Annotated in this window: 23 protein-coding genes and 1 riboswitch; of the genes, 14 read left to right on the top strand and 9 right to left on the bottom strand. The window is 39.6% G+C overall.

The window, feature by feature from the left end; genetic code table 11:
- Positions 1-78: 78 nt before the first annotated feature.
- The 7 genes from QZ620_RS02360 to QZ620_RS02330 all read left to right on the top strand — a co-directional run bounded on the left by QZ620_RS02360 (position 79) and on the right by QZ620_RS02330 (position 5,881).
- The gene (locus tag QZ620_RS02360) at positions 79-339 is read left to right on the top strand and encodes a YkoF family thiamine/hydroxymethylpyrimidine-binding protein (RefSeq protein ID WP_295178709.1); all 261 of its coding nucleotides are present in this window, start codon (positions 79-81) and stop codon (positions 337-339) included.
- Positions 323-955 (top strand): nicotinamide riboside transporter PnuC, encoded by a 633-nt coding sequence (gene pnuC, locus QZ620_RS02355; protein WP_295178707.1) that lies wholly within the window; start codon positions 323-325, stop codon positions 953-955. The genes QZ620_RS02360 and pnuC overlap by 17 nt, the downstream gene beginning before the upstream one ends.
- The gene (locus tag QZ620_RS02350; RefSeq protein ID WP_295178704.1) at positions 916-1,488 is read left to right on the top strand and encodes an ATP-binding protein; all 573 of its coding nucleotides are present in this window, start codon (positions 916-918) and stop codon (positions 1,486-1,488) included. Before pnuC ends, QZ620_RS02350 begins: the two co-directional genes overlap by 40 nt.
- Positions 1,485-3,023, top strand: a complete 1,539-nt coding sequence (locus QZ620_RS02345; RefSeq protein WP_295178701.1) for a DUF4301 family protein — start codon at positions 1,485-1,487, stop codon at positions 3,021-3,023. Before QZ620_RS02350 ends, QZ620_RS02345 begins: the two co-directional genes overlap by 4 nt.
- Entirely contained in the window at positions 3,023-3,424 is a 402-nt protein-coding gene (gene arfB / locus QZ620_RS02340; RefSeq protein ID WP_295178698.1) for an alternative ribosome rescue aminoacyl-tRNA hydrolase ArfB, read from the top strand. The genes QZ620_RS02345 and arfB overlap by 1 nt, the downstream gene beginning before the upstream one ends.
- Positions 3,425-3,880: 456 nt before the next feature.
- Positions 3,881-4,219: a hypothetical protein gene (locus tag QZ620_RS02335; protein WP_295178695.1), complete on the top strand. Its 339-nt coding sequence runs from the start codon at positions 3,881-3,883 to the stop codon at positions 4,217-4,219.
- A 303-nt stretch (positions 4,220-4,522) separates the two neighbouring features.
- Positions 4,523-5,881, top strand: coding sequence for a sigma-54 dependent transcriptional regulator (locus QZ620_RS02330; protein ID WP_295178693.1), 1,359 nt, complete (start codon positions 4,523-4,525; stop codon positions 5,879-5,881).
- Here QZ620_RS02330 and QZ620_RS02325 read toward each other — a convergent pair.
- Positions 5,871-8,306: an ATP-binding protein gene (locus QZ620_RS02325; RefSeq protein ID WP_295178691.1), complete on the bottom strand. Its 2,436-nt coding sequence runs from the start codon at positions 8,304-8,306 to the stop codon at positions 5,871-5,873. The genes QZ620_RS02330 and QZ620_RS02325 overlap by 11 nt on opposite strands.
- 84 nt (positions 8,307-8,390) lie before the next feature.
- A riboswitch (TPP riboswitch) is annotated at positions 8,391-8,480 on the top strand.
- A gap of 105 nt (positions 8,481-8,585) precedes the next feature.
- Between QZ620_RS02325 and QZ620_RS02320 the strand changes: the two genes are divergently transcribed.
- Entirely contained in the window at positions 8,586-10,967 is a 2,382-nt protein-coding gene (locus QZ620_RS02320; RefSeq protein ID WP_295178688.1) for a TonB-dependent receptor, read from the top strand.
- Positions 10,968-11,032: 65 nt separating this feature from the next.
- On the opposite strand, the gene QZ620_RS02315 is transcribed toward QZ620_RS02320, so the two are convergent.
- Positions 11,033-11,461, bottom strand: a complete 429-nt coding sequence (locus QZ620_RS02315; protein WP_295178685.1) for a hypothetical protein — start codon at positions 11,459-11,461, stop codon at positions 11,033-11,035.
- Positions 11,462-11,710: 249 nt separating this feature from the next.
- On the opposite strand from QZ620_RS02315, the gene greA reads away from it, so the two are divergent.
- From greA to QZ620_RS02300, 3 genes are all read left to right on the top strand, one after another.
- Positions 11,711-12,187, top strand: a complete 477-nt coding sequence (greA, locus tag QZ620_RS02310) for a transcription elongation factor GreA (protein ID WP_295178682.1) — start codon at positions 11,711-11,713, stop codon at positions 12,185-12,187.
- A gap of 101 nt (positions 12,188-12,288) precedes the next feature.
- The gene (locus tag QZ620_RS02305) at positions 12,289-12,684 is read left to right on the top strand and encodes an HIT family protein (RefSeq protein ID WP_295178679.1); all 396 of its coding nucleotides are present in this window, start codon (positions 12,289-12,291) and stop codon (positions 12,682-12,684) included.
- Complete coding sequence (locus QZ620_RS02300) at positions 12,681-13,094, top strand: thioesterase family protein (protein ID WP_295178676.1); 414 nt, start codon at positions 12,681-12,683, stop codon at positions 13,092-13,094. Before QZ620_RS02305 ends, QZ620_RS02300 begins: the two co-directional genes overlap by 4 nt.
- Here QZ620_RS02300 and QZ620_RS02295 read toward each other — a convergent pair.
- Positions 13,091-14,239: a HAMP domain-containing sensor histidine kinase gene (locus tag QZ620_RS02295; RefSeq protein WP_295178673.1), complete on the bottom strand. Its 1,149-nt coding sequence runs from the start codon at positions 14,237-14,239 to the stop codon at positions 13,091-13,093. The two genes, QZ620_RS02300 and QZ620_RS02295, sit on opposite strands and share 4 nt — an antisense overlap.
- 112 nt (positions 14,240-14,351) lie before the next feature.
- Here QZ620_RS02295 and QZ620_RS02290 point away from each other — a divergent pair, with 112 nt between their 5' ends.
- The 3 genes from QZ620_RS02290 to aat all read left to right on the top strand — a co-directional run bounded on the left by QZ620_RS02290 (position 14,352) and on the right by aat (position 16,320).
- Positions 14,352-15,224 (top strand): flavin reductase family protein, encoded by an 873-nt coding sequence (locus QZ620_RS02290; RefSeq protein ID WP_295178671.1) that lies wholly within the window; start codon positions 14,352-14,354, stop codon positions 15,222-15,224.
- 7 nt (positions 15,225-15,231) lie between these two features.
- Positions 15,232-15,603, top strand: a complete 372-nt coding sequence (locus QZ620_RS02285) for a DUF3127 domain-containing protein (RefSeq protein ID WP_295178663.1) — start codon at positions 15,232-15,234, stop codon at positions 15,601-15,603.
- 78 nt (positions 15,604-15,681) lie between these two features.
- Positions 15,682-16,320 carry a leucyl/phenylalanyl-tRNA--protein transferase gene (aat, locus tag QZ620_RS02280; protein ID WP_295178661.1) on the top strand — a complete coding sequence of 213 codons (639 nt, stop codon included), beginning with the start codon at positions 15,682-15,684 and terminating at the stop codon, positions 16,318-16,320.
- Between the two features lie 13 nt (positions 16,321-16,333).
- Here aat and QZ620_RS02275 read toward each other — a convergent pair whose 3' ends face one another.
- The 6 genes from QZ620_RS02275 to QZ620_RS02250 are packed head-to-tail and all read right to left on the bottom strand — an operon-like array spanning position 16,334 to position 20,318.
- Positions 16,334-16,927 (bottom strand): DNA-3-methyladenine glycosylase I, encoded by a 594-nt coding sequence (locus tag QZ620_RS02275; RefSeq protein ID WP_295178659.1) that lies wholly within the window; start codon positions 16,925-16,927, stop codon positions 16,334-16,336.
- A 3-nt stretch (positions 16,928-16,930) separates the two neighbouring features.
- A complete protein-coding gene (locus QZ620_RS02270; RefSeq protein ID WP_295178657.1) occupies positions 16,931-17,644 on the bottom strand; it encodes a hypothetical protein in 714 nt (237 codons plus the stop codon).
- A gap of 21 nt (positions 17,645-17,665) precedes the next feature.
- Entirely contained in the window at positions 17,666-18,382 is a 717-nt protein-coding gene (gene truB, locus QZ620_RS02265) for a tRNA pseudouridine(55) synthase TruB (protein ID WP_295178654.1), read from the bottom strand.
- Positions 18,372-19,166, bottom strand: coding sequence for an undecaprenyl-diphosphate phosphatase (locus QZ620_RS02260; RefSeq protein WP_295178639.1), 795 nt, complete (start codon positions 19,164-19,166; stop codon positions 18,372-18,374). The genes truB and QZ620_RS02260 overlap by 11 nt, the downstream gene beginning before the upstream one ends.
- Positions 19,167-19,172: 6 nt before the next feature.
- Positions 19,173-19,436, bottom strand: coding sequence for a DUF3098 domain-containing protein (locus QZ620_RS02255; protein WP_026914657.1), 264 nt, complete (start codon positions 19,434-19,436; stop codon positions 19,173-19,175).
- A 3-nt stretch (positions 19,437-19,439) separates the two neighbouring features.
- On the bottom strand, positions 19,440-20,318 hold the full coding sequence (locus QZ620_RS02250) for a permease-like cell division protein FtsX (RefSeq protein WP_295178636.1): 879 nt from the start codon (positions 20,316-20,318) through the stop codon (positions 19,440-19,442).
- Positions 20,319-20,461 lie beyond the last annotated feature (143 nt).

Here is a 20,461-nt window from a genome sequence, read left to right as displayed (position 1 = left end):
CTGTGTTGATCAAATTTAAGCTGCCAACCATTCAGTAAACTTCAGATAATAGCTAACTTTGGAATACAAACCGCTATTATGAACATTTCAGTAGAACTTACGCTAACCCCAATTCAGGATGATTACGAACCGGCGATCATCAATTTTATCAAAAAAATGCGTGATTCCGGACTCACCGTAAAAGAAAACCCTCTAAGTACTCAGGTATATGGTGATTATGATGAGGTTATGGGTCTGCTCAATAATGAGATCAAAAATGCCTTTGAAGCGATAGACCGTGGACTCATGTACGTGAAAATTGTAAAATCTGATCGCTCCGAGTATGCAGCCGATTTTTGATTACCTGTTTAGTCAGTATTCAGATTATCCTACGCTTTTTATAATTCTGGAGATCATTGCCGTGATCTTTGGTTTTCTATCTGTCTGGTATTCCAAGCAAAATAATATCCTGGTTTATCCAACCGGTATCGTAAGCACGATGATCTTCGTATACCTACTCTGGCAATGGGAATTGCTTGGGGATATGATGATCAATGCCTATTATTTTTCCATGAGCATTTATGGCTGGTATGTATGGACGAGGAAAGTAGATGATGATCACTTTACGCCAATCACTTCTACCACCAGAAAAGAAAAAATACTTTCGGTGGTAATTTTTACAGGAACACTGCTCTTTGTTTTCGGGATCTATGAATGGTTCGATAAATGGAATAACTGGACGGCTTACGTAGATACGATCACAACCGCGATATTCTTCGTGGGAATGTGGCTTATGGCGAGAAAGAAAATCGAAAACTGGATCTACTGGATCATTGGAGATATTATTTCTGTACCGCTGTACTTTTATAAAGGGCTAACTTTAACCAGCTTACAATATCTTTTATTTACCATAATTGCCATTTACGGTTATCTAGCATGGAAGAAAAACTTGCGCAACGACCTTCGTCCTGCCTGAAAATAGTCCTGTTCGGCCCAGAATCTACTGGGAAAACTACGCTTTCAGAAGATCTGTCTAAATACTATTCTGAACCGCTGGTGCCAGAATTTATGCGGAAATATCTTCAGAAGGTATGGGATCTCGAACGTAGAATTTGCGAGCCTCAGGATATATTACCTATCGCCCGTGGACAGATGCAACTGGAAAATGAGAAGTCAGGACAGGCAGACAAGCTATTAATATGTGATACCGATCTACTGGAGATAAAGGTCTATTCTGAAGCTTACTATGATAATTTCGTAGATCCTCAACTTCTTAAACATGCGTTAAACAACGAATACGCTCTCTACTTTTTAACGTATATTGATGTTCCGTGGACGCCAGATGATCTAAGGGATAAACCTCACGACCGTGAGGGAATGTTTCAGAGATTTCAGCAAACGCTCGATGAATATCAAAAACCTTATATGATTCTGAAAGGTGATCGGCAAACCCGATTAAATTCCGCAGTGAAAAAAATTGACCAACTATTAAAAACTCATAACCAGTGAATTTTAACGAAAAAGATATCCTTCAGATTGAGAAAAAAGGAATAAGCAAAGATGAAGTAGAAGACCAGATCGCCATTTTTAAACGTGGTAACCTCAAGGTAAATATAACCGAAGCTGCTACGGTAGGAAAAGGCATTAGCAGGATAGAAGCTACTGAAAAACACGAATTGATAGATTTTTACAATTCAGAAAAATCTAAATACAGTATTCTCAAGTTCGTACCGGCATCTGGTGCAGCTTCCAGAATGTTCAAGGCTTTGCATAATTTTTCCGAAGAATTCGATCCGGAAAATGATGAGCTAAGAGACTATCTTGATAAAAAAGCTGATGCAGATCTTCAAAGATTTTTTGATCACGTAGATAAATTGCCTTTCTATAAACATGCGGTGAACAAAGCTAAAAAGAGCCATCCAGACTATGAGGATCTTTCACACGATCATCAGCATTCCATTCTGGTACACACGATCCTGGATCAAGATGGTCTCTATCTCAGCAATCTCCCAAAAGGCCTCGTTCCATTTCATAAATATGACACTCATATTTCCACTGCTTTTGAAGAACATTTATTCGAAGCCGCAAAGTACATTACTGTAGATGGAGTTGCCAGAGTTCATTTTACGGTAGCTGAAGGAGATCGCGAGAAGTTTGAAGCTGAGTGGAATGATGTTGGGGAACGTGTAGAGAAATCTACAGGGGTAAAATTCGAGATCCACTATTCTTACCAGGATCCAAAAACAGATACCATTGCGGTCACTGGCGAATTTGAACCATTTAGAACAGAGGAGGATACCTTGTTCTTTAGACCCGGTGGTCATGGCGCGCTTATCGAAAACATGAATCAGTTAGATGCCGATATCGTATTTGTAAAGAATATTGATAATGTGGTTACTGAAGATAAAGTTCAGCAGGTAGCCGATCATAAGAAATTACTGGGAGGAAAACTGCTGAAGGTTCAGACTAAAGTATATGAGTACCTTGAAACCCTGGACAAAGGAAATGTATCGCATGAAAAACTGGATGAGATCCAGACATTTCTGAACGATGAATTATTCGTAAAATCTGGTAGTGACGGCGATATGTTCGTGGAAAACCTGAAGCACAAACTTCGTAGACCATTGCGTGTTTGCGGGATGGTAAAGAACGAAGGTGAACCAGGCGGAGGTCCTTTTCTTGTGAAAGACAGCGACGGCAATACTTCCCTGCAAATAATTGAAGGAGCACAGATCGATAATAATAATCCGGAACAGGCTAAAACAGCGCGTGAAGCTACCCATTTTAATCCGGTGGATATCGTTTGCGGACTCAAAGACCACAAGGGAGAAGCTTATGATCTTAATGAGTATGTAGATGAAGACATGAGTTTTATTGCAGATAAAACAAAAGACGGTAAGGAGTTGAAGGCTTTAGAGAGACCTGGTTTATGGAATGGAGGAATGGCACGCTGGAATACGATCTTTGTAGAAGTTCCCGTGGAAACCTTTAATCCTGTAAAAACTGTTTCAGATCTGCTGAAGAATTCGCATCAACCAGCTTAATGGATCAACATCAAATTGAAACTGAGCTTGAATTTAAAGCTGTAAGAAGTTCAGGTCCCGGTGGGCAACATGCTAATAAGACCTCTACAAAAGTGGAACTTAGTTTTCATGTGGAGAATTCTAACGGACTTTCAGAAGCCGAAAAAGGCAGAATCCAAAGGAAGCTTGAGAACAGGATCAACCGCGAGGGATTTTTGAAGATGTCGAGTGAAGATTCCCGGAGTCAGCATTCCAATCGAGAGATCGTCATTCATAATTTTTTGGAAGTAATAAAATCTGCACTAAAAAAACAGAAACCTCGAAAGAAAACAAAACCATCCAGGGCTTCAAAACTGAAAAGATTACACTCTAAAAAGAAAAGATCGGAGATCAAGGCAAATAGAAAAAATCCCTTGAAGTAAAAGTGGGTATTAAATCCTCAGTTATTCTGTAGATTCCACGTAATTTCTTGAATTGGCATTGACCTTATGTGCATGTATTATTCTTTTATATCGCTGGAATACTGAGTTTTAAGAGGTGTAAATATAGTTTTTTAGTTTTGGTATAATTATTACTATTAAGTAAATAGGTTAGTATTGGGAACAAAATGAGTTACACTTAATTTATTTTGTTTTATAATTTAGATTTTCGGATTGAAAGGGCTCCCTCGGGAGCCCTTTCTGTATTTATGTCTCTCTGGAAAAATGACTCTGATTTTCTACACTCATTTCCTAAAAATCACAGAATATCTACATAATAAAGTGTGAAATAAATTTCAGCAATTCATCGAATCTATTGGTTATCTGGCGCTTCCGTAGAATTAATTGAATTTGGTATGATTTTGACTCTATTCTTTACATAACCACAAAACAATCATTATGAAAAAGTTTATTTTAAGTACAGCGACCATTGCAGCTTTACTTTTTACTACAGGAAATCTACACGCACAGGATGAAGAGATAGAAGTGGAGACCGAAGTGGAAATGGAACAGGAAACTACGGAATTTGAATCTATCGATGTGATCTCATTACCACAGAATATCAAAGATGCTGTATTGACCGACTATAATGGTGCAGTAGCTAGTGAAGCATGGGTAATGACCAAAGAGGATGAAACTAAGGTTTACAAACTGAACCTGGATGTAAAAGGTGAGCAAGAGCAAGTTTTTATAGATTCTGATGGAAACTGGCTTAAAGAAGATGGAACTGAAAAATAGAATTTGTCTGATCAATGAGAACCCAACTCAAGGCATATTGGATCCTATATGAAGTTTGAAAACTTGAAATTTATAGAAATGGTAGCAGCCTAGCTGCAACAACCATAACAACTAACACCAGATCCATTTCTATAAATTAAAAAGTTCATGACGTAGATCTGATCAAATGGAAACCAGTTACTTGCAAAATCTAAATTTTGCAGGCTACCTAAGGAGGCTTTTTCGAAGCCTCTTTTTTTATGCTTTCTTTTAAAACCATATGAGTTAAAGATTCTTACCTTTGCAGCTCACTAAAGCTATTCTATGTCTAAAGTTCTGGTCGTTGAAGACGATGTTGCCTTCGGTACTATGCTCAAAACCTTTTTAGAGAAAAGGGAGTATAAAGTCGAGCTGGTATTTTCTGCAGCAGAAGCATTCAATAAGATTGAAAAAAGCAACTTTGAACTTGTACTTACAGATGTTCGCTTGCCAGATCATGATGGCCTTGAGATCCTGAAAAAGGTTAAAGCTAAGGACATTGCTACTCAGGTGATCGTAATGACGAGTTATGCTGAAATCAGTATGGCTGTAAATGCAATGAAAGAAGGTGCATTTGATTACGTATCCAAGCCATTTCGACCTGAATCAATATTGCAAACGATTGAAAACGCCTTGCGTACCAAGGTGGTAGCACCAAAAGAAGTTGCCGCGAAACCCGCAAAGAAAGCCAGCAAATCCAGTACAACAACACAAAGACTTGATCTTGTAGAGGGCGTTAGTGAACCTTCCCGAAGACTTGCCGATTATGTGGAACTGGTATCCCCAACAAACATGTCGGTTTTGATCACCGGTGAAAGTGGTACGGGAAAAGAGCAGGTTGCAAAGAGCATCCATCTGGAAAGTAAAAGACGTGATGCGCCTTTTATCGCTGTAGATTGTGGAGCGATCCCAAAAGAAATAGCATCCAGTGAATTCTTTGGTCATATCAAAGGTTCCTTTACCGGCGCGATAAACGATAAAACCGGTCACTTTGAAGCCGCCAACGGTGGAACATTGTTTCTTGATGAAATCGGAAATCTTAGTTATGAACTTCAGGTACAATTATTACGTGCGCTTCAGGAAAGACGTGTAAAGCCTGTTGGTAGTAATAATGAGATAGAAGTAGACATCCGTGTGGTAACAGCAACCAATGAAGATCTCTCGAATGCAGTAAAAGAAGGTGATTTTCGTGAAGATCTTTACCATAGACTTAATGAGTTTTCTATAAAAATTCCTGCACTTCGCGAGCGTAAAGAGGATTTGATGTTGTTTGCGAACCATTTTCTTGATGAGGCGAACAAGGACCTGGAGAAAAATGTGCTTGGCTTTACAGATAAAGCGATAGATGCATTTAGGAATTATAACTGGCCTGGTAATCTTCGTGAACTTCGGAACATGGTGAAAAGAGCAGTATTGCTCACTCAGGAAGATCTAATTCCGCTAAAAGTTTTACCTCATGAGATCGCAACTTCCAGTCGTTCTACGGAAAACGATTACGGCTTGTTTAAGAATAAGAATGAGGAACAGCTAATTCTTGATGCTCTTGAGAAAACCGACGGTAATAAAAGTAAAGCCGCCAGAATGCTTTCTATAGATAGAAAGACGCTTTATAATAAGCTGAAGCAGTACGGCATCAAGCTTTAACTTTCGCTGCGATATCGTTTAATAGCTTTTCAAGCTTTTCCTGAAGATTTAAAAACTCAGTTTCATTTATATTTTTCCTTTCCTCAAGCTTTAATAGATCTGGCGTGATGGTATGTGCCTGCATTTGTCTAAGCATGGGTAGCATTCTATGAGCAGTTTTGCCCAATTCACCCTCGTTCTGACTTTCCCATGCCGATTTCAACTGAACCATACTTTCTTTGGTTCCCTCAATAAAGGCCCGAAGTATTTCTTTAAAGGCATGATCATCTTTACCAGCAAATTCATAAATCTCAGAAAGATCGTAAAGACCTGTTTGCAGCTCTTTAGATCCTTCCTGTACATTACTGGAAACTGTTTCTTTGTGTTCCAAGTCCAGCACTTCAGCAATGGTATCTTTTAAAGTTGAAGATTTATAGGGTTTAAGTAATTTTTCATCAAAACCAGCATCCATATAGACTTGTTTTTCAAGATCTGTACGACCCGATAGAGCGATAACAGGCAGATGCATGATCTCATCGGTACCGCGAATAGTCTTAATTAGTTCAAAACCATCCAGCACTGGCATTTGAATATCGGTAAGAATAAGATCATATTCTTTCCCATTTATCTTTTCCAGCGCGATCTTACCATTTGCCGCAGTATCAATTTCGAAACCCATAGATCTGGATAGTTCTACGGTAAGGGATAATTGTCCAGGTTCGTCATCCACAACCAGAGCTTTTAGTCCGGAAGCAACATAATTCTTCTCGATTTTCTTTTCTGAACGTTTCTTCGATTTCTCATCTGAAGGCTGATATTTTTCCACAGGAATTTCAATGATAAATTCACTTCCCATCCCGGGTTCACTTTCCACCCTGATGTCACCTTCTAATAGATGCGCCAGTCTTTTCGTGATGGCAAGTCCAAGGCCAGTACCGCCAAATTTCTTCTCAATACTGTTGTCTTCCTGGGAGAATTCCTCGAAAATACTATCCTGTTTCTCTTTTGAGATTCCGATCCCGGAATCCTTGACTCTCAATTCAAGAATTTCTTTGTTCTTCTTCGGTTTTAGGAGATTTGCAGAGATGACAATACTTCCTTCTTCAGTAAATTTCCAGGCATTTGAGATCAGGTTCGCCAGGAGCTGTTTTATTCTGAAAGGATCACTAACCAGCTGCATTTGTGCTTCAGGAGCAACTACAATTTCAATAGTAACATTCTTAGTCCTTTCCGCAGGAATGATATTATTTACAGTATCCTCGATCAATTTTCCGGGGTGAAAAGCTAGTTTTTCTATCAACATTTTTCCCGCTTCCAGCTTGGAAAGATCGAGCAGATCATTGACCAGTCTCAAAATAAATTCTGAAGATTTCTTGATCTGCTTTAAATAATAAGCCTGCTTTTCATCAAGATCGGTTTTCTGTATAAGATCTGTATATCCCATGACGGTCGTCAATGGGCTACGTAGATCGTGAGTGATCGCCGCCATGAACTGCTCTCTACTGGCCAGTAGTGATTCTGCAAAATTCTTGGCCTCTTCCAATTGCACCCTGTAACGCTGACTTCTGGTAATATCTCCAATAATATTGATGATAAAATAAAGGATAATCAGGATAATGATACAACTCCCAATTAGGATAATCGTGGAAGTTTTGTCCAGCATATTCTGAAAAGTCTCTGCACGTTCCAAAGAATTTTTCCTTTCGCTTTTCTCTAAATTGGAAAGCAAACCCTGTAATTGCTGATTCAGAATCATATCATTATTGAGCAACTCATTTTCCTTCTGAACCACCTCGTTTTGAAACTGTCGGTTAGCAAATTCAAGGTCCGTTAGTACTCTTTTTACAGATTTGACCAGCGAATCCAAACGCTGAGTAGTAATATTTTCGGCATTATCTTCTCTTGAATATTCCAGCCACTTTACCAGCACATCCTTTTGATAAGATTTTAAATTCCTGAATCTGTTCTCGTAATTGTAATCCTTGAAAGACTGGTCGATATTCCGAAGCTCCCCAAGAGCTTTCCGGTAATAATTGGTATTCCTGTCGGTATCTCGCAAGGCAACCAGCTCCTTCAGGTTTTCTGTCTTTTGTTCGAGAAGTTGGTAAATACTGTCTGCTTCGTCTTCAAAATCAAGCGCAGTATAACTTTTCTCCAGTTCATCGATCTTGGATTTGATGCTATCGATCTGGGAATTATAAAGCTGCAGTTCTTCCTCGTTACCGGTTTGTATCAAACGCCGGCTTGTATTTTCAGATTCGTTGAGGTTGGTGGAAATCTCAGATACCAGGATGAGCTGCTGTGTATTTTCAGTATTCGTCTGCGCAATTTCAGAATAGGTAAGTACCTGGTTATAAATATACCAGACGGCAAGCCCGGCGAGAATGGAAACAATTACATATCCTGCAACAACCTTTACTGTTAAAGAGCGTTTTGTATTTAGCATAAACTTCCCGTGTCCTTTAAAACTTTATTCCCAATTTTCCTCAAATGTATTGCATTTCTAAAAAAGCATATTACATTTGCGCCATAATCTCATAAGGGGTGCCTTCACGGGCTGAGATCATACCCAATGAACCTGGGCAGGTAATGCTGCCAAGGGATACGCACGAAACTGCGGTGTATGTACTCCTGTTATTGCCATTTTGGTGATCTCAGGATTTTTTATTTTATAACTAAATCAGGAAAGAATAATTGCCCCTTTTATTCGTAGAAAATTTTGCGAATGAAACATTTATTATCTTTTGTGGCGCTGCTGGCAATTTCTCTTCAGGCCTATGCACAGGATTACAAACTCAGTGGTATTGTAACTGAAAATGGAAATCCTATCGATGGAGCTTCAGTTTATCTACAAAGCACAGGCTCCGGAACTTTGACCAACGAAAATGGTTATTATGAGCTTCAACTTTCAGAAGGAAATTATACGCTTATCTTCTCCTTCGGAAATCAAAGAAGTAGAACTGTAAATCTAACCGAAGACTCGACTTTAAATATTGATCTTGCCGGAGCACAGGAATCTCTGGATGAAGTATTTCTATCTTCTGTGAGGGTAACCGACGAATCTCCAATTACCTATAGCAATTTAAGCAACGAAGAAATTGCCGACAGGAATCTTGGACAGGATATCCCGGTACTTATGAGCTATATGCCCAATGTGGTTACCACAACCGATGCGGGGAACGGTGTAGGGTATACGGGAATTCGTGTTCGTGGTAGTGATGCCACAAGGGTGAATGTAACCATCAACGGTGTGCCATATAACGATTCTGAAAGTCAGGGAACTTTCTGGGTGAACCTGGGAGATTTTGCTTCTTCCGTAGAAAATTTACAGCTACAGCGTGGTGTGGGAACATCCACCAATGGAGCCGGAGCCTTTGGTGCGAGTCTTAACATCCTTACAGATGCTTACAAAGAAGAAGCTCAGGGTGAGATCGCGAACAGTATCGGCTCTTACAATACCTTTAAGCATACCGTTAAATTTAGCACTGGTCTTATTAATGATCATTTCAGTTTTACGGGACGTGCTTCAAAAATTAGAAGTGATGGTTATATAGACCGGGCAAGTAGCGATTTGAAATCATACTTTGTTCAGGGATCTTTTGTAGATGATAATACACTTATTAAAGCTCTTACTTTTGGTGGTAGCGAAAGAACATATCAGGCCTGGTATGGTATCGATGCTGAAACACTAGAAAATGACCGGACTTTCAATCCGGCAGGAATCTATACCGATGAGGATGGGAATACGAAGTTCTATGATGGGCAGACAGATAATTATAAACAGGATCATTACCAGTTACTATGGAACCAGGATTTTGGGTCTAACTGGTCTACAAACCTTGCCCTGCACTATACCTATGGTCGTGGATATTACGAAGAATATGAAGAAGATGCAGATCTTCAGGAATTCGGTCTTCCCTTATTTTTGTCTAATGACGAGGAAATTGCATCATCAGATCTTGTAGGGACCAAATGGCTGGATAATCATTTCTACGGAACTGTTTTTAGCATGAACTATGAAACCACTAACTGGGATCTTACCCTTGGTGGAGGATGGAACAAATATGAAGGTGATCATTATGGCGAGGTGATCTATACCAGATTTGCGAGAAATAATGACCCTTACGCACCATACTATTTCAACCAGGCAGATAAAACCGACTTCAATATCTACGGAAAAGCAAACTTTGCCATTACTGAAAAACTTGGAGGTTATTTGGATCTCCAGTTAAGAACCGTGAACTATGAAACCGATGGAATTCTGGATGACCAGACCCGATTTTTGAACGATGATAACTTTAGTTTCTTTAATCCGAAGGCTGGGTTAACCTATCAATTAAGCGAAGGTGACCAGTTCTACCTATCATATGCACGTGCTCATCGTGAGCCAAGTCGTGGCGATTATGAAAATGGAGATCCGGAACCTGAAGAATTGAATGATTTTGAACTTGGATGGAGACATCAAAGCACCAATTTCGTTTTGAACACGAACCTGTATTATATGGATTATCAAAACCAGCTGGTGCTTACCGGTGGTCTTGATGATGTTGGGGCGTTTATTCGCCAGAATAGCGGAAATTCTTACCGACTGGGACTAGAGGTAGATGCAACAGTTAGAGTGACAGACAATTTTAATATTCGACCAAATGTTGCCTTAAGCCGGAATAAGAATGTGGACTTTGTTTCTCCATTCGATGGAGAACTGGTAGCCTATGGGGATACAGATATTTCATATTCTCCAGAGATTGTCGCTGCGAACATGCTGGAATATTCACCGGTTTACGGGCTGGAACTCAAATTTCTCTCTAAATATGTTGGGGAGCAGTTTATGAGTAACGTGGAAGCAGAAAATTCTAAACTGGACAGCTATTTTGTGAACGATTTTAATGTTCAATACACCTGGGATAAGGCCTGGATGTTCCGTGAGATCGTGCTTACAGGACTGGTAAATAATATATTTGGAGAAGAATATGTGTCTAACGGGTATTATTACACCTATGATATTTCCAGCGATACTAATCCATCTGGAGTGCAAACCTTTGACGGAGCCGGATATTATCCACAGGCAACAACAAACTTCTTACTTGGACTTACATTGAAGTTCTAAATCAACTTCAATGCATTTTTGCAGCCTTCTTTTCAAATTGTAGGGGTTTGAAGAGAAGGTTTTTTTTAGTTGAATATCTGCAGTACGTTGCCAGACCGCTCAACTCTATATGGTTTCATACCATATTCACCTTCTCCTTCTGAAAGTTGTCCTGTGATCACATTATAAGAATTATCATCACAGTTACAATTTGCGATCACTCCATTCAGGGTCATGGCAGAACAGGATCTTGGCGGGTGATTTGGATCACTTAGTTCAAAAGCGACAAATTGATCGTTGTTGATATTGTATATAACCACCCCTTTTACTCCATAATTGTAGGTCGCGTAAGCGTTTCCTGGAAACTGCAGATTGTTGTATTCAGGTAAAGATAAATTCACCTGAAACCTGAAATTTAGATCGGCAAGATTTGGGTTGTTATTAAAGGAATCATCAGACCCGGAACAGGCTGTAAGTAGTACATAAACAGTCAATAGACTCAGTAGTTTCTTCATGTAAATTGTATTGAGGCGAAAATAATATAATTGCTCCAAAAGATTAAATTTCTTACATTTGTTCAAAGAAATCCCGTTATTCATGGGATTTTTTTAATTAATAATGTAATAATTTGAACCCGGAGCACTAAAAATTTGTAGATCCGGGCTTTTCCACGTCGTGGAACTATAAAAATTACCAGATCATTAAGCTATTAATTCCGCAATCTAACCATGGTTATTTCTGCGGAATCTTAAAACGATAAAGTTATGAGTAAAGTATCTTATTACACCCCTGAAGGGTTGAAAAAACTCAGAGATGAGCTTAACCACTTAAAAGATGTTGAGAGACCGAAGGCATCAAATGCAATTGGTGAAGCGAGAGATAAGGGAGACCTTAGTGAAAATGCAGAATATGATGCTGCCAAAGAAGCCCAGGGATTATTGGAATTGAAAATTTCCAAACTGGAAGAAGTTATGGCTAATGCGCGAGTGATCGATGAATCTCAACTGGATACTTCCAAAGTGCTTGTACACTCACATGTTAAAATTAAGAACCAGACCAACGGAGCAGTAATGACTTATAAGCTGGTCGCACAAAGCGAAGCCGATCTTAAATCTGGAAAGATCTCTGTCGACTCTCCAATTGGTAAAGGTTTACTTGGTAAAAAAGTAGGTGATACTGCTGAAATTCAGGTGCCTAACGGTACAGTTACCTTTGATGTAATCGAGATCTGGAGAGAGTAACAGTTCATTACAGTTAAAATATGATCCTTTTCTTTCATCCTATTTTTAAGATTTGAGAAAAGGATTTTTTAATTTTAAGGCAAACCAACCATACTAATATTATGTCAACCTTATTTACAAAGATCGTTAGAGGAGAAGTGCCAGCTTATAAAGTAGCAGAGAACAGTCAGTTTCTTGCATTTCTCGATGTGAATCCTAATGGAAAGGGGCATACCCTCTGCATTCCGAAGAAGGAAGTGGATAAGATCTGGGATCTTGAGGAAGAGATCTACCAGGAATTAATGCGTTTCTCCAGAAGTGTTGCTCTTGCACTTGAAAAAACCGTTCCCTGCAAAAGAGTGGGAATGGCCGTTATTGGACTTGAGGTACCACATACCCATGTTCATCTTATTCCTTTAAATACCATGGATGAAATGAACTTTTCCAACAAAGTGAAAATGACTGAAGAGGAATTCCAGGAACTTGCAGATAAAATTCATGCGAACGTAGAGCTTTGAAAGAAATCGCAGATTATAAACTGAGTCTTGAACTTAGGATTGACTGGAGCGATCTGGATATGTATCAGCATGTGAATAATATCACGTTCATGCGCTTTCTGCAAAGCGGAAGAGTCAATTTCTGGGAGTCTACCGGTATCCACGAGTTCTATCAGAAAACAAATAAGGGAACTATGCTGGTGTCTACGAATTGCGATTTCAAGCGACCTTTACATTATCCGGGAGTTGCCCGAGTTTTAACCAAACTTGATAAGGTAGGGAATAGCAGTTTCTCTCTAAGGCACTTGATAATGAACAATGAGGATCAGATCTGTGCTGAAGGTCTGGACACAGTAGTCTGTTATGATTTCGATAAGAACTGTACTTTCCCGGTTCCAGTTTGGTTAAGGGAAAATATAAGCAAGTATTAGATCTTTTTGAGACTTATCTGGAAAGTCGTGCCTTTTCCAAGCTCACTTTTAGCAACCTTGATCTTACCCTGGTGATATTCCTCTATAATTCTTCTGGCTAACGAAAGGCCGAGTCCCCAACCACGTTTTTTGGTGGTTTGTCCCGGCTCGAAGATCACTTTAAATTTGTTCTTGTCTATACCTTTTCCAGTATCTGTAATGTAGATATGTGCCTGCTTCATATCCTGCTTGATCTCGATCAAAAGCTCTCCTTTTCCACGCATGGCATCTATTGCATTCTTAACCAGGTTTTCTATGGTCCAGCTATAGAGTTGTTCATTAAGCATAACCCAGATTGGTTGCCTTGGAGTCTGTATGCTGAAATCAATAAGATTGGAACTTCTCAATTTCAGATAGTCAAAACTTTCCCTTGTAGCTTCTACAATGTTTATCTCCTTTAAGTTTGGTGCCGATCCAATTTTCGAAAATCTTTCAGTAATGGTTTGTAATCGATCGATATCCTTTTCCATCTCCTTGATATAAGAAGGATCCACATCTTCAGATTTTAAAATTTCAGTCCAGCCAATTAATGAGCTAAGCGGAGTACCGATTTGATGGGCAGTTTCCTTGGCCATACCCGCCCACAACTTATTCTGTTCACTATTCTTTGTAGTGGTATAAAAGAAGTAAACGACCCCAATAAATAGAAAGCCTATAAGCGTAAGCCCAATTGGGTAGTATTTGAGTTTATTAAGTGCGGGAGAATTTCCGTAGTATAAATTCTGGACCTGACCTTCTCCAAGATCTACGGCGATTGGTTCATTTTCTTGTTTTAGCTCAATAAGATATTCCTCTAATCTTTCGCGATCTTCCAGGATCACCGGGTCAATATTCGTGGTATAGGCGATTGCTCCATCTTCATTGGTGTGTATGATGGGAATTGTGGTATTATTATTCAGGATCTCGAGGATGAGGCTAAGATCAGCATCTTCAGGAGCTGCACTAAGTTCTTCCTGCGCCTGGGCCCAGATATTCATTTTAGCTCTTTCGTCTTCCTTAAGCCGTTGAAAAAAGATGCTGGTGTTCCAAAGGACCAACGCGGTAACCACAAGACAGGAAAGAATGATAAACCAGCGATTAAAGCTGCGTTCGTCGGGTAGATTCATGTATTACTACGGCTTTATAGAATAAATATAAGCGTTTTAAAATGATTTTTATTGTAATGCTTTGGCTTTTCATTCCCTCTACATTTCTTTATCTTTGGCGAAAATAAAGTATATGTTCAGTATAGAGCCAAAAGATATAGGAACAGGTAAATTACATCAGTATTTACTTGGGTCTATTGGACCAAGACCTATTGCTTTTGCAAGTACCATAGACGAGGAGGGGAAACCTAATTTATCTCCTTTTAGTTTTTTCAATGTTTTTGGCGCAAATCCTCCGGTTCTTATTTTTTCTCCTGCAAGACGGGGACGGGACAATACGACCAAGCATACTTTTGAGAATGCAAAAAAAGTAGATGAGGTGGTGATCAATGTTGTAAATTACGACATTGTTCAGCAAATGTCACTTTCCAGTACGGAGTATGGGGAAGGTGTAAATGAGTTCGAGAAAGCCGGGCTTACAATGCTGAAATCTGATCTGGTGAAGCCATTTCGTGTGGCAGAATCTCCGGTTCAAATGGAATGTAAGATCGTTGATATCATAGAAACCGGGACTGAAGGTGGAGCGGGAAATCTTGTGATCTGTCACGTAGTCAAGATCCATGTGAAGGAAGAAGTTCTGGATGAAAACGGTTATATTGATCAATATAAGATAGACCAGGTAGCCCGTATGGGTGGCAATTGGTATTCAAGAGCCAGAACAGGAATGTTCGAAGTTCCTAAGCCGCTTTCAACGTTAGGAATTGGTGTAGATGCAATGCCTGAAGAGATCAAGAACAGTAATGTTCTTACTGGTAATGATCTTGGGAAACTTGGAAATGTAGAATCCTTGCCAGATGAAGCCGAAATTCAGGATTTTAAGAAGCACGAAGATGGAGTAGCTGAATTAGTTGAAAACAAGGATCAGGAAAAAATTCATAAACAGGCGCAGCGCTATCTTGAACGGGATGAGCCAATGAAAGCCTGGAAAATATTATTAGCAAAATAGAGATAAAATGGAAGTACAGGGAAAAATCAAGTTAATAGGAGATACAAAAACCTTCGGAAATAATGGATTTCAGAAGAGAGAAATGGTTGTGACGACAGAGGAGCAATATCCTCAGCATATCATGATCGAATTCGTTCAGGATAAATGTAGTCTTCTGGATGCTTTTAAAGTAGGTCAGCCAGTAAAGGTTGGTATCAACCTTAGAGGTAGAGAATGGGTGAGTCCACAAGGGGAAACTAAATACTTCAATTCTGTACAGGGTTGGAGAATTGAGAACCTTGCCGCGCAACAGCCATCTGGAGGTAATGTGCCGCCACCAGACCAGTTCGAGCCAGCAAGTGATTTGAACGAAGAGGATTACGACGATCTGCCTTTCTAGGTAGAAGTCTTATAAAAATTAAAAGTCCGGTGATTATTTCATCGGACTTTTTTAATTTCATCAAACAATTTTGAGTAGGTGTATTTTATAGGTCCGGGACAAAAATTTCCTCCAGTAGAGCTGGCAGATGAAGATGGTTTTCTTGCAGTCACGCGGGAACTCAGTATTGATCGAATACAGGAGGCCTATCACTTAGGGATATTTCCATGGTATAGTGAAGGGCAGCCTGTTTTATGGTGGTCACCAGATCCCAGAATGGTGCTGTTTCCTGAAGAGCTAAAGATTTCGAAAAGTATGCGTCCTTACCTGAATAAAAACAAATTTCAGATCACTTTCAATCAGGATTTTGAAGCGGTCATTGATCACTGCGGAAAAGTTTTCAGAAAAGGTCAGGATGGTACCTGGATCACTCCGGAGATTAAGAAATCTTACCTGGAGTTACACCGAATGGGAATAGCCATTTCAGCTGAAGTATGGGATGAGAATAATCTGGTTGGAGGTTTATACGGAATTTACCTTCGGGAGAAAAAACTATTCTGCGGTGAAAGTATGTTTGCCAATGTGAGCAACGCTTCCAAGTTTGGATTTATAAAAATGGTTCAAAAACTTCAGGAAGAAGGCGTACGTCTAATAGATTGTCAGGTGTATACAGATCATCTTGCCAGCCTGGGAGCGCAGGAAATCCCGAGAGAAGAGTTTCTTAGTTATCTAAAGTAGCAACCAGTAGTTTTCAAGTTTTCATCTTTTCACCAAGTTTCCTGATCTCATCATAACGAAAACAATCGATTTCATGATCATTCACCATTCCGGTTGCTTGCATATGTGCATAAATTACCGTGGAGCCGGTAAACTTAAAACCGCGCTTCTTCAGGTCTTTTGATAACTTGTCGCTGATAGTCGTGGTTGCAGGTGCTTCCCTATAATTAATCACTTTATTCTGTATTGGAGTACCATCCACGAAGTTCCAGATATACCTACTAAAACTGCCAAACTCATCCTGAATTTTGATGAATTGCTGTGCATTATTCACGGTGGCTCTAATTTTCAATTGGTTCCTAATGATTCCGGCATTTTCCATTAGTTCCATGATCTTAGGTTCTTCATACAAAGCGATCTTTCTATAATCAAAATCATCAAACGCTTCCCTGAAATTCTGCCTTTTTCTTAATACTGTGATCCAGCTCAATCCCGCCTGAAAGGTTTCAAGGCTAAGAAATTCAAATAAATTTTGGTCATCAAGAACCGGAACTCCCCATTCCTGGTCATGATAAGCTTCATAGAGCGCATCTCCTTCGCACCAGCCACATCGTTTTGGTTCTGCCATTTTCTAAGATCTAAAATAATAGGTGATGGTCCCTGGCTGCTCGTTCTTGCCGGCAAGCTTACTAAACCTTGCTCCTGCCGCATATTCCATCGCTCTTTCAACAAGACATTCATTGCCTGATGTAGAACTACCCTTATTCAGGCTGGTGTCGATAACATATCCGTTCGCATCCACACTAATGTTGATCACGATCTTACCTGCAACGTCGCAGGTATAAACTGGATTCGGAATCTTAACTGCACGACGGCCCTTTAGGGAAAATGAAATACTGCTATAATCATACACTGCCGATTTTTGTGAGCTCTCTTCAGAGGAATCATCACCGTTCGAAGCATCTTTCTTCCTCTCAGCAGTTTTCTTATTAACCTGGTAGTTTCCGTCGCCCTGGGTGTCTTCGCTTTCCTCGGCTTCCTGGCTGGCACTATTCTTCTGGAAAATTTCGTCCAGCTTGTTCTTCATGTCTGCGTCCCGGGCTTCCTTATCTTCATTGTAAGCCTTGTTTGTCTGGATGTTTCTTTGTTTTTGCTGAGGTGGTTCTTCCTGCTGTTCAGGTTTTTCTTCCGGAGCTTCTTCCTTTTGAAATTGCTCAAGATCAACGAGCATTTCTCCGGCTACTTTTTTCTTGTTAGCCATATTGAGATTGTACAGCGCAAGGAAGAGCACAGCAAATAGCAGGGAAGTAATAATGAGAGCTTTGTGTTTGTCGAAAAAATCCATGGGATTAGAGTTCCCTCTATCTTAAATGTTCTCCCGTGAAGGTAAGAATTTTTCGAAAGATTCAATATCTATCGCATTTTCTACGGAATACTCCCCAATACCGGTTCTTCTTAAAGCTGAAAGATGTGCTCCACTGTCTAAAGCCATCCCGAATTCGTGAGCCAGGCTGCGAATGTATGTTCCTTTACTACAAACTACTCTGAAATCTATATCTGGAAATTTACCAGAGTCGATATCAAAAGCGTTTATTTCGATCTCTCGTTTTTTGACTTCAACCTTTTCCCCTTCCCGGGCGTATTCGTAAAGTCGCTTTCCATCCTTTTTCAAAGCTGAAAAAACCGGTGGTGTCTGTTCGATCTTTCCAATAAATTTTTTACTGGTTTCCAGCAACTTTTCTTCAGTAATATGGGAAGTTTCGAAAGTTGCGTCAAATTCGGTTTCGAGATCAAAAGAAGGTGTCGTTGCACCGAGACTAATGGTTCCATTATATTCTTTGATCTGTCCCTGTAGATCGGGAATGGTTTTAGTAAACTTTCCTGTACAAATAATCAAAAGTCCAGTAGCCAGCGGATCTAAAGTTCCAGCATGACCTACTTTTATTTTTTTGATATTACAACTTCTTCTAATGAGCCATCTTACTTTGTTCACCAGCTGAAAAGAAGTCCAGTTCAAAGGTTTGTCAAAAAGCAGTACCTGTCCGGCTTTGAATTCTTCCGCAGTAAATTGTTTATTGAGCATAGGCAAAAATAATCGCTGCGATTCCCACTACAAAACAATAGATGGCAAACCAGGAGAGCTTGCTTTTTCTAACGAGCGTGATCATCCAGGTGCAGGCAACCAAACCGGCGATAAAGGCCGCTATGAAACCTACTGCAAGGGCTGTCAGGTCTGTGGAACTGGAGGTTAATTCTCCTCCTAAAAGATCCTTTGCGATCTTTCCGAAGATAAGAGGTACTACCATTAGGAATGAAAATCTTGCAGCTTTCGTTTTGTCGTTTCCAAGCAAAACAGAAGTGGAAATGGTTGCACCACTTCTTGAAATTCCTGGGAGCATAGCGATCGCCTGGGCTACTCCAATTACGAACGCATTAGAATAGCTTACTTTTTTTCCGGTATCTTTAGCTTTATCTGCAAGCCATAAAAGCAATGCAGTCACAAGAAGCATAAACCCAACGAACAATATATTTCCTCCAAAAAGCGCTTCAAGCTGTTCTTCAAAAAGTAGTCCTACAATTACAGCAGGAAGCATAGAAATAATGATCTTTAATGAAAACTGGGTTTCTTCGTTCCATTTAAAACTGAATAGACCGCTTAATATTTCAAGAACATCTTTTCTGAAAATTACCAGGGTGCTTAATGCGGTAGCAAAATGGAGTACCACCGTAAATAATAGTGATTCTTCAGGTACGCTAGTATCCCCGAGAATTGCTTTTCCTAATTCTAAATGTCCGCTTGAGGAAACTGGTAAAAATTCAGTAAGTCCCTGGATGATCCCTAGGATCACCGCATCTAATAGATCCAAATTCGATTATTTTTTATGTGGGTTCAACAGGATGGCATAGACTTCGATCGCAAAGCCAATTAGAACGAGGGTAGGTGCAAGCCTTATGCGTTGAAAGTTGTAAATAGCATCATTGAATTCGTTCGGATCTTCGCTACCACCACCAGACATGAGTATAAAGCCAAGTGCGATCACAGCAAGACCAATGAACATGAACATATAGTTTCTTTTCCCGAAAACGAATCCGGTATTAAAACTTCCTCCTTGATGAATTTCTTTCTCTTTTTTCATGGTCTAATAGTAAAGTTCATCTGTTTTAAGATTCAGAAAACGAGATGTCGCGAAATATGTGCTTATCCAGGTAATTACTATACCCATCAGGAAAATTCCAGAGAATAGTATTACAAGCATTTTTACATCTCCCAGAAGATTCAATTCCTGAAAACTGTTGTTGAGATAGAATAGCACTGCGGCCATTCCAATAAGGGCGAGAATTGCGCCAATAAGACCTAGTTTTACACTTTGCCAGATAAAAGGTCTGCGTATAAAACCTTTGGTAGCGCCTACCATTTGCATGGTCTTGATGATAAATCTTTTTGAATACACAGCGAGCCTGATACTAGAGTTTATGAGCAGGACTGCGATAAATGTGAAAACCGTACTGGCAATCAATACCCAAAGACTTATTTTCTTGACATTATCATTCAATAAGGCGATTAGCGGTTTATCATATACGACCTCATCTACAAAATTCTTGGAAGTGAGATCTGCTGCGATTTCATCAACCTGTTCCGAAGAAACGAAATCGGCATTCATATAAACATCAATAGAATTTTGCAGTGGATTGTAACCCAGGAATTCCATGAAGTCCTCCCCAATTTCTTCGCTATGTGCAGCAGCTGCATCTTCTTTGCTTACATAGGTGGTAGTTTTAGTATAATCTGCCATTGCCAGGCTCTTCTTCAATTGTTCGATCTCTACTTCCTTGGCGGTATCTTTTAAATATACGGTAAGCGCTATCTGTTCTTTAAAGTGATCTGCTACTTTCTTAGTGTTCAAAACCAAAAGTCCCAGCATTCCTAAGAGAAATAAAACCAGTGCAATACTAATCACAACAGAGAAATAGGAGGATATGAGTCGGCGTTTTTGATACCTTTCAAAAGATGTGGTCATATAGTGACTTCAGATTTTTTGTAAAAATAAGAAAGTTCAGCTTTCTCAATATTTAAAACGTTTAAACTTTTGAAAATATTGGATGCATTAAGTTGTGAAGTTTTAATGATTGAACCTGCTGATCTTCAGGTTAAACCGAAATA

Source organism: uncultured Christiangramia sp. (genome assembly GCF_913046405.1).
Lineage (GTDB): Bacteria > Bacteroidota > Bacteroidia > Flavobacteriales > Flavobacteriaceae > Christiangramia > Christiangramia marina.
Note: the sequence above shows the minus strand (reverse complement) of the source record. Positions and strands in the feature narration are given on the sequence as shown.